Origin of the sequence: Octadecabacter sp. SW4 (assembly GCF_008065155.1) — a bacterium.
GTDB lineage: Bacteria > Pseudomonadota > Alphaproteobacteria > Rhodobacterales > Rhodobacteraceae > SW4.
Map to the genome: position 1 here is coordinate 3,046,480 of NZ_CP042819.1, position 13,186 is coordinate 3,059,665.

General features: G+C 60.7%; 10 protein-coding genes and 1 pseudogene. 4 read left to right on the forward strand and 7 right to left on the reverse strand.

Annotation, left to right across the window (positions count from 1 at the left end; genetic code table 11):
• The first annotated feature begins 18 nt into the window (after window positions 1-18).
• Window positions 19-1,593: a gamma-glutamyltransferase family protein gene (locus FTO60_RS15145; protein ID WP_148056732.1), complete on the forward strand. Its 1,575-nt coding sequence runs from the start codon at window positions 19-21 to the stop codon at window positions 1,591-1,593.
• A gap of 27 nt (window positions 1,594-1,620) precedes the next feature.
• On the opposite strand, the gene hspQ is transcribed toward FTO60_RS15145, so the two are convergent.
• On the reverse strand, window positions 1,621-1,947 hold the full coding sequence (hspQ, locus tag FTO60_RS15150; RefSeq protein ID WP_148056733.1) for a heat shock protein HspQ: 327 nt from the start codon (window positions 1,945-1,947) through the stop codon (window positions 1,621-1,623).
• 201 nt (window positions 1,948-2,148) lie between these two features.
• On the opposite strand from hspQ, the gene FTO60_RS15155 reads away from it, so the two are divergent.
• Window positions 2,149-2,733 carry a transglycosylase SLT domain-containing protein gene (locus FTO60_RS15155; protein WP_148056734.1) on the forward strand — a complete coding sequence of 195 codons (585 nt, stop codon included), beginning with the start codon at window positions 2,149-2,151 and terminating at the stop codon, window positions 2,731-2,733.
• A 52-nt stretch (window positions 2,734-2,785) separates the two neighbouring features.
• Here FTO60_RS15155 and FTO60_RS15160 read toward each other — a convergent pair whose 3' ends face one another.
• Complete coding sequence (locus FTO60_RS15160) at window positions 2,786-3,394, reverse strand: outer membrane lipoprotein carrier protein LolA (RefSeq protein WP_148056735.1); 609 nt, start codon at window positions 3,392-3,394, stop codon at window positions 2,786-2,788.
• 193 nt (window positions 3,395-3,587) lie between these two features.
• Here FTO60_RS15160 and FTO60_RS15165 point away from each other — a divergent pair.
• Window positions 3,588-5,467: pseudogene (locus tag FTO60_RS15165) on the forward strand (cation:proton antiporter).
• Window positions 5,468-5,497: 30 nt separating this feature from the next.
• Here the strand turns inward: FTO60_RS15165 and FTO60_RS15170 are convergent.
• From FTO60_RS15170 to FTO60_RS15180, 3 genes are all read right to left on the reverse strand, one after another.
• Entirely contained in the window at window positions 5,498-8,395 is a 2,898-nt protein-coding gene (locus FTO60_RS15170) for a DNA translocase FtsK (protein WP_148056736.1), read from the reverse strand.
• Window positions 8,396-8,411: 16 nt separating this feature from the next.
• Window positions 8,412-9,590, reverse strand: a complete 1,179-nt coding sequence (locus FTO60_RS15175) for an aminotransferase class I/II-fold pyridoxal phosphate-dependent enzyme (protein WP_148056737.1) — start codon at window positions 9,588-9,590, stop codon at window positions 8,412-8,414.
• Window positions 9,591-9,722: 132 nt separating this feature from the next.
• Window positions 9,723-11,051, reverse strand: coding sequence for an amidase (locus FTO60_RS15180; protein WP_148056738.1), 1,329 nt, complete (start codon window positions 11,049-11,051; stop codon window positions 9,723-9,725).
• A gap of 41 nt (window positions 11,052-11,092) precedes the next feature.
• Between FTO60_RS15180 and FTO60_RS15185 the strand changes: the two genes are divergently transcribed.
• Window positions 11,093-12,346, forward strand: coding sequence for a UbiH/UbiF/VisC/COQ6 family ubiquinone biosynthesis hydroxylase (locus FTO60_RS15185; RefSeq protein ID WP_148056739.1), 1,254 nt, complete (start codon window positions 11,093-11,095; stop codon window positions 12,344-12,346).
• On the opposite strand, the gene FTO60_RS15190 is transcribed toward FTO60_RS15185, so the two are convergent.
• Entirely contained in the window at window positions 12,343-12,525 is a 183-nt protein-coding gene (locus FTO60_RS15190; protein ID WP_148056740.1) for a Trm112 family protein, read from the reverse strand. The genes FTO60_RS15185 and FTO60_RS15190 overlap by 4 nt on opposite strands.
• Window positions 12,522-13,163, reverse strand: coding sequence for an LON peptidase substrate-binding domain-containing protein (locus tag FTO60_RS15195; protein ID WP_148056741.1), 642 nt, complete (start codon window positions 13,161-13,163; stop codon window positions 12,522-12,524). Before FTO60_RS15195 ends, FTO60_RS15190 begins: the two co-directional genes overlap by 4 nt.
• Between the last annotated feature and the right edge of the window lie 23 nt (window positions 13,164-13,186).

Below are 13,186 nucleotides of genomic sequence, written 5' to 3' on the forward strand. Positions count from 1 at the left end.
CGAAAAACAGGGGGGCTCATGCGCAATTTCCAACAACCCGGACGATCCGCCGTTTTTGCCAGCAACGGCATCTGTGCCACCTCGCACCCGCTTGCGGCCAAGGTGGCTGTGCAAATCCTCGAAGCTGGCGGCAACGCCGTAGACGCCGCCATCGCAGGCGCGGTCTTGCTTGGGGTGTGCGAGCCGCAATCGACCGGCATCGGCGGGGATTGCTTTGCGCTGATCTCCCCGCCTGACAGCGACAGGATCGTCGCGCTGAACGGATCGGGCCGCGCCCCAGCGGGCTATGACGCGGACGCTTTGCGCGCGGCGGGTCATACCACCGTGCCGCTCAATGATATCGCAGCCGTGACACTGCCCGGCGCAATCGATGCGATCTGTCGCCTGTCCAAAGACTGGGGGCGGATCGGGCTGGCATCCGCGCTGGCCCCCGCGATCCATTACGCCGAGGCAGGGGTGCCGATCGCACCCCGCGTCGCGCGCGACTATGCCCAGGAATCCGGCGTGTTGCAGGGCGCGGCAAAACGCGCCTACCTGTGGAACGGCAAACCGCCACGCATCGGCCAGATATTCCGTGCGCCGGATCAGGCCAAGGTGCTGCGCCGCATCGCCACCGAGGGGCGCAGAGGGTTCTACGAGGGCGAAGTGGCCGAAGACATGGTCACCTCGCTACGCGCGATGGGCGGCAGCCACACGCTGGATGATTTCGCGCAGGTCGTCTGCGACTACACAACGCCAGTCAGCGGGACTTACGCAGGCATCGAACTGGTCGAACACCCGCCAAACGGTCAGGGTGCCACTGCGATCCTGCTGCTGAACATCCTGTCACAGTTCGATCTGTCGGCGATGGACCCGCTGGGTGCCCAGCGCCTGCATATCGAGGCCGAGGCGACAAAACTTGCCTATGATGCCCGCAACCGCTTTATCGCCGACCCTGATCATACCAGTCGCGTCGATCATATGCTGTCGAAGAACACCGCCATATCGCTCGCCGCGCTGATTGACCCCAAACGCGCGCTCACCGTTGATCTGAAAGGCGCCGGGGCCGTGCACAAGGACACGGTCTATATCACCGTTGTCGACCGCGACCGCATGGCGGTTTCCTTCATCTATTCGATCTTTCACAGCTTTGGGTCAGGACTGGCCAGTGACAGGTTCGGCATCCTGTTCCAGAACCGTGGCGCGGGGTTCACCCTTGAAACGGGCCACCCCAACGAAGCGGGTGCAGGCAAGCGGCCGATGCACACGATCATTCCGGGGATGCTGCGCAAGGATGGCAAAACCATCATGCCGTTCGGTGTGATGGGCGGGTCCTATCAGTCAACCGGGCATGCACGGTTCGTCAGCAACATCACCGATTTCGGCATGGACCCGCAGACCGCGATCGACACTCCGCGCGCCTTTGCCGAAAATGGCATTCTGAAACTGGAAACCGGCTATGGCGATGACGTGGCCCGCACCCTGTCGGACCTTGGCCACAACGTGCAGCGGCCCGCCGGCCCCATTGGCGGCGCACAGGCGATCCGGATTCACGACGAAGTTCTCGAAGGCGGCAGCGATCCGCGCAAGGACGGTTGCGCAATCGGGTATTAGGCGTCGGGCGGGGTTTCCCCCACCAGCCTAATTCATCTGGAACTGCAACGGATAGCCACCGTCCTCGAACGGGCCGAACAGATCGTCAAGATCAGGGTGATCGACCGGTTCGCCGGAATAATCAGCCACCAAATTCTGCTCGGACACATAGGCCACGTAGTAACTTTGGTCATTTTCCGCAAGCAGATGGTAAAACGGCTGGTCCTTTTCGGGGCGCGCCTCTTCAGGGATCGCCTCGTACCATTCATCAGTGTTGGCAAACATCGCATCCACATCAAACACCACCCCACGAAAGGGGTGCTTGCGATGACGGACAACCTGCCCAAGATGATATTTCGCGCGCGTTTTCAGCATCGATTCACAGCTCCCGTCCCGTTACTAGACGTTCAAGAGGGGCACTGTCCACGCCTGCGCGGCCAAATTAAGGGAAACAGTCTGTGAACCCACGCCAGACAGTCAGGCGCGTCATCGCGTTTGTGTCATGACAAGCCTGTTTCCAGACCGTCTTTGATCAGCTAGAATAGTCGCAATAAAAACAAAACGAGCGAGAGGCAGATGAGCAAAATCTTTCGCGCGATGATATTACTGGTCTTGGTGGCTAGCTGCGGCAGCAGGCAATACTCTGCGCCGCGCGACATTGATAACGCCTGTAGTATTGTGCGCCAGAATCCCGACTATTTGCGCGCATTCAGCGCAACCGAACGCAACTGGGGTGTGCCAATCCCTACCCTGATGGCGATCATCTATCAGGAAAGCAAATTCATCGGCAACAACCGCCCGCCGCATCAATATGCGCTGGGTGTGATCCCGATGGGGCGGCAATCGTCGGCCTATGGCTATTCGCAGGCGCTTGACGGCACATGGGAAGAATACCAGCGCCGGCAAGGCGGACGCAGCGCGCGCCGCGACAATATCCGCGATGCGACCGATTTCATGGGCTGGTATATGGCGCAGACCGTGCGTGAAACCGGCGTGGCACTGTCAGACACGCGCAACCAATACCTTGCCTATCACGAAGGGCGCTCGGGCTTTAAGCGCGGGACTTACAACAGCAAGGCATGGCTGGTGCGTATCGCGGGCGAAGTCGCCGACCGCGCGGTGATGTATGACGCCCAGCTGCGGACCTGTAACCGCCGCTGAACCAAAAAAAGGGGCGCCCGACCGGACGCCCCTTTCTATCATGTCGGCGGGGCTAGTTTTGCCAGCTGCGCATCTCGGCCTGAATGTTGAACAGGATGTCACGGATATTGCCGCCCGTGGCCAGATCACCCAAAATCACGGTTGTCTGCTCGCCCAGGTCATCGGTGATGACCCACTGGCGCAGCTCGACCGGATCGCTTGTGAACACCAGCTGGATCGTGCCGTATTCGGGATTATCGGGATCCTGGGCCGTCACGGTCGTCGTCGTGCCGTCACTGGTCTGGCCCGTGACCATACTTGCACGGGTCAGATCAACATTGCGCGCCAGAATGACACTCAGCGGCGTCTGGTTTAGCGGGTAGCGATCCGGCCCATCGTTAGAGCGCGCATCGAATATCGCGACCTGCCCACCGCCGGCAACCACCAGCGACCGTTCCGGCGGCGCATATTCAAACCGCACGCGCCCGGGCCGCTTGATATAGATCGTGCCCGTCGAAATGGTGCCGTCGCTGTTGATCTGGGTGAATTCCCCCGTCGCCGTCTGCAACTGGTTCAAATACTGCGAGATCGCCGCCAGCGACAATTGTTGCGCATGGGACGGTGCGGCAAGTGCGGCCAAGCCAAGCGGCACAAGCAATAAAAGAAGGCGTAACTGTTTCATAAACCCTACCTAAGTCTTTGGGGGCATCATTGCATCCCATCACATAGGGGGAAAGATGGCGCATTGTCAGCCGCTAGGCGATATCACGCCAGATGCTATGGGATAACGCGACAGGAACGCTGGAAAATTCGCGCTTACAGCAAACGCCTTTCCCGCCTAGACTAACCAAGATGTGAAAGCGGGGGGCTGTTTCATGATCGATTTTCTGATGCTGGCGTTTATCTTTCTGGTGGCGGGTGTGATCGCCGTGCCGATTGCCTCGCGGCTTGGGCTTGGATCGGTACTTGGGTATCTGATTGCCGGTATCCTGATCAGTCCGGTGCTGGCGTTACTGCAGGTGGATGTGGTTGCCATTCAGCACTTTGCGGAATTTGGCGTGGTGATGATGCTGTTCCTCGTGGGGCTCGAACTTGAACCGCGCCTGCTTTGGGACATGCGCGCCAAATTGCTGGGCCTTGGCGGCGGGCAAGTCGGACTGACAGCACTGGCCGTGATGGGTGTGGCGCTGGTGCTGGGGCAACCCTGGACGATCGCGCTGGCAATCGGTTTGGTGCTGGCGCTGTCATCCACCGCGATCGTGCTGCAAACCCTGAACGAAAAGGGCCTGATGAAAAGCGATGGCGGGCAGTCCAGCTTTTCCGTGCTGCTGTTCCAGGACATCGCCGTAATCCCGATGTTGGCGCTGATCCCATTGCTGGCCATGCCCGATCTGATGCAAACTGCTAGCGAAGCCGTGACCGAAGACCACGAGGCAGAGCTGAGCCTGGTCGCGGGCCTGAATGGCTGGCAAACTGCGGGCGTCACCATTGGCGCAATCGCCGTCGTGATCTTTGGCGGGTCTTTCCTGACGGGGCCTGTCTTTCGCTTTATCGCCGCCGCTCGCCTGCGTGAATTGTTCGTCGCGACAGCGCTGATGATGGTCGTCGGCATCGCTCTGCTCATGTCACTCGTCGGGCTTTCCCCGGCGCTTGGCACCTTCCTTGCAGGGGTCGTTTTGGCCAACAGTGAATACCGCCACGAACTTGAATCCGACATTGATCCCTTCAAGGGGCTGCTCTTGGGGCTGTTCTTTATGACGGTCGGCGCAGGCATCAATTTTGCGCTTTTGTCGGAAAACCTTGGGGTGACCCTTGCGCTGACCTTCGGGCTGATCGCGTTGAAAATTGTCGTGTTGCTGGCGCTCGCGCAAATATTCAAACTGCAAGGCAGCGATAAGTGGCTGTTCGGTCTGGGCCTTGCCCAAGCCGGTGAATTCGGCTTTGTGCTCTTGTCCTTTACCGTCGCCAACAATGTGATCCCGACGGGCGTGGCCGACCAATTGCTGCTGGTCGTGGCGCTGTCGATGCTGCTCACGCCGCTGTTGTTCATTCTGCATGACCGGGTGATCGTGCCGCGTTCTCACACCGATCAAGACCGCGACACGGACACGATCGAAGAATCCAACCACATCATTATCGCAGGCCACGGCCGCGTGGGCGGTATTGTGGCCCGTATGCTGCGCGGCGCGGGGGTCGGCGCGACGGTAATTGATTTCTCGGCCGCCCAGATCGACATGCTCGCCAAGTTCGGTTTCCGTGCCTATTTCGGCGATGCGACGCGACCCGATCTATTGCATTCCGCTGGCATCGAGGACGCCAAGGTGCTGGTCATCGCCATCGACGGCAAAGACCAGACCACGGAACTGGTCCACTACGTGCACATGAACCACCCGCATGTTCACATCATCGCCCGCGCGGTAGATCGCAACCACGTCTACGAATTTATGCTGCCGGTTGCCGCGATATTATCCGCGAAACCTATGACAGTTCTTTGCGCATGGGGCGATCATTGTTCGAGGCTTTGGGCCATTCGCGCCAGACCGCCGAACAGATCCGCGATACCTTTGACGAAATGGACCGCAAAGTCATGATCGAAATGGCCGAGCATTACGACCCAGACGTGCGTCCGACCGAGAACGAAGCCTATATGACCCGTGTTCGCGCGATGTCTGACGACTGGCAGAGCGATCTCGAGGCCGAAATCAAAGCCATTATCGCAGCCGCAGCCGACACAAAAACGGGGTCCGAAGGGTAATCCCGGACCCCGCCAATTCTGTGCCGCACCTTATTGCCGTTCAGGGATCAGGATTTCGCGTTTGCCCACATGGTTGGCGGCGGACACGATTCCTTCTTCTTCCATCTGTTCAACCAGTCGCGCGGCCTTGTTATAGCCAATCGCCAGTTTGCGCTGGATATAGGACGTCGAACACTTGCGATCCTTGGCGACAATGGCCACCGCCGTGTCATAAAGCGCGTCTTCGCCATCGGTATTGCCACCCAGACCGAGCACCAGATCAATGCTGCTTTCGGTGTCCTCGTCGGGGCCTTCGACCACGCCGGACATATATTCGGGCGGGCCGAACCCTTTAAGGTAGTTGACGATTTCCTCGACTTCCTCGTCGCTACAGAACGGGCCGTGGACGCGGGTGATCTTGGCGCCACCCGCCATATATAGCATGTCACCCATGCCCAGCAGCTGTTCGGCGCCCTGTTCCCCCAAAATGGTGCGGCTGTCGATTTTCGATGTAACCTGAAACGATATCCGCGTTGGAAAGTTCGCCTTGATCGTGCCGGTGATCACATCCACCGACGGACGCTGCGTGGCCATGATCAGGTGAATACCCGATGCACGCGCCATCTGCGCAAGGCGCTGGATGCAGGCTTCGATCTCTTTGCCCGCGACCATCATCAGGTCGGCCATTTCGTCAACGATCACGACGATATAGGGCAGAACCTCGGGCTGGAATTCTTCGGTCTCAAAGATCGGATCGCCGGTTTCATCGTCAAAACCGGTCTGCACAGTGCGGCTGAACATTTCGTTCTTGGCCAGCGCATCGCGCACGCGGCCATTATAACCTTCGATGTTGCGCACGCCCATCTTCGACATCTTGCGATAGCGTTCCTCCATCTCGCCCACGGTCCATTTCAGGGCCACAACCGCCTTTTTCGGGTCGGTCACAACGGGCGACAGCAGATGCGGGATGCCGTCATAGACGGACAGTTCCAGCATCTTGGGGTCGATCATGATCAGGCGGCATTCCTCGGGGGTCAGCTTGTAAAGCAACGACAGGATCATCGTGTTGATCGCCACGGACTTACCCGAACCGGTTGTCCCCGCAATCAACAGGTGGGGCATCTTGGCAAGGTTGGCAACGATCGGATCACCGCCGATATCCTTGCCCAACGCCAACGGCAAGCGCATGTTGCTATCGCCAAAATCACGGGCCGACAGGATTTCGCGCAGCACCACCATTTCGCGGTTTTCATTGGGCAGTTCAATCCCGATCACCGACCGTCCGGGCACTGTGGACACACGGGCCGACAGGGCCGACATCGACCGTGCGATATCATCGGCCAAACCGATCACGCGCGAGGCTTTCAAACCGGGGGCGGGTTCCAATTCATACATCGTCACGACAGGACCGGGGCGCACCGACACAATCTCGCCCTTCACACCGTAATCATCCAGCACGCTTTCCAGCATCCGCGCGTTTTCTTCCAGCGCGTCGTCAGACAGGTGATGGCGTTCGACTGTTTCGGGGCTGCTCAGCAGGCCCAGCGGCGGGATTTCATAGGCCACGCGCTTTTCTTCAAATTGCAGCGCTGGCTGTGCCTCGGCCCTCGCCTTCTGGCTGGGCTGCACGGGCTTTTTCACAGGGTGCTGCACAACTTTGCGCGGCTCGGGAGCGACAAACACTGGCTGCGTCGCAACGGGCATTTCCGGCGCAACTGCAACGTCATCGTCGATCACATCAAGATCCATCGGCGCTTCGTCAAAGGCGGCCATCACCGGCGGTTCGGCGGGCAACCCTTCGGGCGTGCGATTGGTATTGAGCAACAGCGGATCGGGGCCACGGCGTCGCGCCAGCACGGGTTCAACACGACCCGCAGGGGCGGCGGCAGGCGGCGGCGTGGCCTGCATCGGCTGGCGCACGCGCGAACGGATCACATCGCTGATCTTGCTTCTGATCCGGTCTTCGTCAGGGGGCTGTTCGGCCAGATTCACGCTAAGACGTGGTTCAACCAGTTCGGGTTCGGGCATGGCTTCACGCTTGCGCAGGGACGGCATCAAGCCGCCCAGCAAGCCGCCCGATTGCGGTTCGGCCATACGTTCGGGGGCGGTCAAGGGTGCCTCCCGCGTCGGCATGGCCGGGGCGGCGCGCACCACGGCGGCCACGCGGGCCGCTTCACTTTGTGGCGCGGGAACGGCGTGATACGCGGCGGTTTCTTGTGCGGCCTCGGCACGTTCGGCCGCGGCGGCACGGCGTTGCTGCACGCTGGCATAGGTCCCTTGGGCCGCGCGCATCGACGCCGAGGCGCCCTGCCCCAACAAGCGTAAAAACAACGCATAAAGCATAATAAAGCCGATCAGCAGAACCCGGCCCAGAACCTTGATCTCGCGCCAGGTGAAACCCAGCACGAACGCACCCAGTGCAACGATGGAAACACCGGTGATGAACGACATCAACTTGGCTCCGAATGCAGCGCTGAACGGCACAATCGTCAGGGCTAGCGCCAGAACCGTGTCACCAAACATGCCACCCAAACCAAACGAGTGATTCCAACCCGCACCGGGCACCAATGTCGATGCATAAACCGCCAGAACCGCGACCGCGATCGGTGCGAAAATCAAACGGCCCAGCGCGCGTTCTTCACCGCGATGCAACGCCAGCCGCGCACCCCAGCCGACCAGCGTCACCGGAATACCCCAGGCACCCCAGCCGACAATCATAAAGATCGGTGCCGCAACCGAGGCCCCGAACCGACCCAGCCAGTTCTGCACGGGTGCATCGGTGGCCGACATCCAGTTGGGATCGTCGGGGCTGTAGGATACGAACATCATCGCCGCCAGCACACCCAGCACGATCAGGCCAAGCCCCAGCAGTTCCTTGCCACGCTTTTCGATGGCCGCCTGCATTTTGCTATCAAGCAATGGGTCGCGCTGTCGTGTTTGATACGCCATATTCTCGTGCCTCGCCTTAACCGTACAAACAGTCGCGGATCTGGGTCAGACCGCGCTGCATTTCTTGTATTGGGGCCACCATCGCAACCCGAATAAATCCCGTGCCGGGGTTATCGCCCGCAACATCGCGACTAAGATAAGCGCCGGGCAGGACCCGCACGCCTGTTTCTTTCCACAACCGAAGGGCCGCCGCTTCGCCGTCATCGACGGGCAACCACAAAAAGAACCCCGCTTCGGGGCTGGAGTAGCCGTCGATGTGGCCTAGGATCTTGTCCGCCAGACGGTATTTTTCGCAGTATTGCGCCCGGTTCTCGATCACATGCGCCTCGTCGGCCCAGAGCTTTTCGGCCACACGCTGCAACGGCAGGGGCAAGGGCGCGCCCGCATAGGCGCGCAACTGCCGCATCCGCGCGATACTCTCGACACCACCGGCCGCAAAGCCTGACCGCAAACCGGGCAGGTTCGACCGCTTTGACAGGGAGTGAAACACCACGACCCGTTCAGGATCAGCGCCCATCTTGGCCGCAACCTCCAAGGCGCCCGCAGGCGGGGAATCACGGTAAATCTCGGAATAACACTCGTCCGCGAAAATGCGGAAATCATGCTTTTCCGCCAGCGTAATCAGGTCGCGCCAGTAATCCTCACCGGCCACCGCACCCTGCGGATTGGCGGGCGAACAGACATAGGCAATGGCCGTGCGCTCCAGAATTTCAGTGTCTAACCGGGCATAATCGGGCAGATTTCCGCTTTCGGGCGTGGCCGCCACATAAACAGGTTCGGCCCCGACCGACAGCGCCGCCACGGCATAAACCTGATAAAACGGGTTCGGCGTCAGGATCACCGGTTTTCTGCCGTTCTTGGTTTCAGGGCAAAGCGCCATCGCCGCATTATATAGCCCTTCGCGGGTGCCATTCAGGGCGATAATCTGATCAGGCGCGATGCTCACCCCATAACGGGTATTAAGCCAGCCCGCGATGACAGCCAGCAGTTCAGGCGCACCTTCGTTGGGGGGGTATTTCGCAAATTCGTCAACGTGTTTGGCCAGAACATCACCCACCCAGACAGGGAAATCATGCTGCGGTTCACCGATGGACATGGCGATGGGCGCGCCGCCCGGTTCATGGACGTCAAGCAAAGCCCGCAAACGCGGGAACGCATAGGCCGGTAGGTTCGAGAACCGCTCGGGGTACAACATCGCTGCCTCTGGTTACGGGATCATTAGTGTCCCGCTTTTTCTCAAACTAGCGCGCATCGCAGGGCGCTGTCCAGAAAAACACCGCGATTTTTAGGGGTTGCCAAAAGCGATTGTGTCTTTTGGGTCAGGCGATCAGGCCAGAGCCGCCGCAACCGCCGCCCCAAGACGCAGCAATCGCGCCTCAGATTCTGGTGCGGTGTTCAGCATAAGGCCAGTGCTGGGCTGGCCCGTTGGTAGGGTCAGCGCTGCCAAACCCATCAAATTTGCCACCCGTGTGTTGCGCAGGGTCATCAGGTTGGACGCCTTGTAATACGTATTATCGCTGATCAAACGGTCCAGGTTTGGCGGCATATTCGCCGCTGTCGGGCAAATCACCGCATCAAACCCCGCCGTTGCCGCGACGTAGTCCGCGCGGATCGCATGCAGGCGTTTCCACGCATGTAGATAGTCATGCGCCAGCACGTCGCGCCCGGCTCTGACCCGTTCGAGAATCTGTGGAAACATCTTTTCCGGCGCATCCTCGACCAACTCACGCCAGTTGGCATAGGCGTCAGCGGTATAAAGAACGGCCGATAAATCAAAGGCTTCCGCCAATTCCGGCGCCTCGGCGCGCACCACTTGGGCACCGGCGTCCTGCAGGCGGTCAATCGCTGCCTGATAGGCGGCAGCCGGGGCGGGTTCGATATCATCCATGACAATCGTATCCAGCGCCATGAACCGCGCGGCCTTCAGGTCTACACCAGCCAGATCAACCGGCTTTGATCCTTCAAGCGCAGCCAGCATCAGCGCCGCATCTTCGACCGTGCGGCAAAGCGGGCCGACCGTATCGAACGTTAGGCACAGCGGCACGACACCTTGCAGCGACAGCCGCCCGTGTGTGGTTTTCAGCCCCACCAGATCGTTCCACGCCGCCGGAATCCGCACCGATCCGCCGGTATCCGAGCCAACAGCCGCCGCCGCCAACCCAAACGCAACCGAGGCCGCCGCACCCGATGACGACCCGCCGGGCACCGCATCTGCGTCATTCACACAGGGCGGCGTGGCGGTGATCGGGTTATAGCCAAGACCGGAAAACGCGATTTCCGACATATGCGTCTTTCCCAGACAGACCAGTCCTGCTGCCGTGGCATTCCGCAATACCTCGGCATCCATTTGCGGCACACGCCCCGCCATCAGGGCCGTGCCAGCCTCGGTACCAACGGCCGCAGTGTCGAACAGGTCTTTCCACGATACCGGCACACCATCGAGCGGCGACAACCGCTGGTCATTCCTGGCCCGCGCCGCTGCCGCGCGCGCCTCGGCCCGCGCCCGGTCCGCCGTGACGCGCGCATAGATCCGGTCGCGCAGGGGGTGGGCGTCAATCGCCGCCAGATATGTGTCCGTCAACGCCACGGCGTCGATGTCACCCGCGCCAATCCCGCGACCCAGATCCGCCGCCGACATCCACACCCAGTCTTGCATAAAAGCCCCCGTTTTGCCGCAGGGTAGCGGCCAAGGGGCGCATGGACAATCCCGCCCGCCGCGTCATATGCAAGGGCATGACACATGATACAGACATCGCGATTGTCGGCGGCGGGCTGAACGGCCCGGCCCTTGCGCTGGCCCTAGCCCAAAGCGGCTTTTGCGTCACGGTCATCGACACGCTGGCCCTTGATACGCGCAAAGACCCGGATTTCGACGGGCGCGCCTATGCGCTTGCGCTCGCCTCGCAGCGGTTGCTGAAAAACCTGGGCGTTTGGGGCGGTGTGGCCGATCACGCCCAACCAATGCTGGAAATCAAGGTCACAGACGGGCGCGCGGGCGAAGGGCCAAGCCCCTGGATGCTGCATTTCGATCACGCCGAAATCGAAGAAGGACCGATGGGCTATATGGTCGAGGACCGCCACCTGCGCCGCACCTTCCTTGATGCGCTGGCCGCCGACGACCGGATCACCCAACTCGCCGGTGAAACCGTGGTCGCGCAAGCCGTCGACGCGGCGGGCGTCACGGTCACGCTTGCCTCTGGCAAAACACTGACGGCTGCGCTTTTGATCGGCTCGGACGGGCGGCGCAGCGGCACCGCCCAGCGCGCCGGGATCACCCGCACCGGCTGGGGCTATGGGCAAACCGGCGTTGTCTGCGCCGTAAATCATGAAAAACCCCATGGCGGCATCGCGCATCAGTTCTTTATGCCGCACGGCCCACTTGCGATCCTGCCTTTGACGGGCAACCGCAGTTCGATTGTCTGGAGCGAAACAGACGCCCGCGCGGCCGAACTGACGGCGATGGACGGCGCCGGTTTTCTGAATGCCCTGCGCCCCGCATTCGGCAGTTTCCTAGGGGACATCAGCCTTGCGGGTGCGCGGTTCAGCTACCCCCTGAACCTGACGCTCGCCGATCATTTCATCGCTGATCGCGTCGCGTTGGTGGGGGACGCGGCACATGGGATGCACCCGATTGCAGGCCAGGGACTGAATGCGGGCCTGCGCGATGTGGCCGCTCTGGCCGAGGTTCTGTCAGATGCCCGTGCGCGCGGCGAAGACATCGGCAGCGCGCAAGTCTTGCAGCGCTATCAACAATGGCGGCGGTTCGACACAGCCACGCTCGCCGTGGCAACGGATACATTCAACCGCCTGTTTTCAAACGATAATCCCCTGCTTCGCGGGATCCGCGACATCGGCATGGGCGTGGTCAACGCCATCCCCTCCGCGCGGCGGTCATTCATCCGCGAGGCAGCAGGGCTAAGCGGTGACTTGCCCCGCCTGATGAAAACCTAATCCAGTTCCCGCGCCTCATCGATCAGCATCACAGGGATACCGCCGCGGATCGGATAGGCCAGATGCGCGGCCTTGGAAACCAATTCCTGCTTTTCCGCATCGTAGCTCAGCGGCCCTTGCGTTTGCGGGCAAACCAAAGCCTCGAGCATCTTGGGGTCGAAGGCCTGCGTGTCGCTCATTGCATGATCTCCTCGTTGTCGCCGCCACGCATTGCAAATTCGATCAGGGTGAACAAGGTCTCGCGGCGGGTCGTCAGCGACGGGGCCTCAAGCAGCGCCTGCTTGTCCTCGGGATCAAACGGGCACAGCATCGACAGGGAATTGATCAGCAATTCATCGTCCGCCTCTTTCATGCTGTCCCAATCGGTCGACAACCCACGTTCCTCAAAGAACCGTTCCAGCAGCGCCATCAGTTTCGCACGATCAAAGCCGGGGTCTTTTTCGTCAGGCCCCAGATCGCGACCAAACCCTTCCCATGACACATCGCAGCGCCGGTAGGGGGTAAACCCCTCAACCTCTTTCAGGATGCGGAACCGCGAGGCACCCGACAGGGTGATCATATAGCGCCCGTCCTCGGTTTCCGAAAACGCGGTAACACGGCCCGCACAGCCGATACTGTGCAGTTTACTGGTGCCATGGGGCCCATCAAACGGCTGGATCATCCCGATCAGGCGCGCGGGCGATTTCAGCACATCATCCAGCATCGCCAGATAGCGCGGCTCGAACAGATGCAGCGGCAGCCGCGAGCGCGGCAAAAGCAACGCACCGGGCAATGGAAAAACCGGAATCGTGTCGGGCAGGTCGGTCTCTGTGATCATGCCCTTAACCTAGCGTGTGAAAC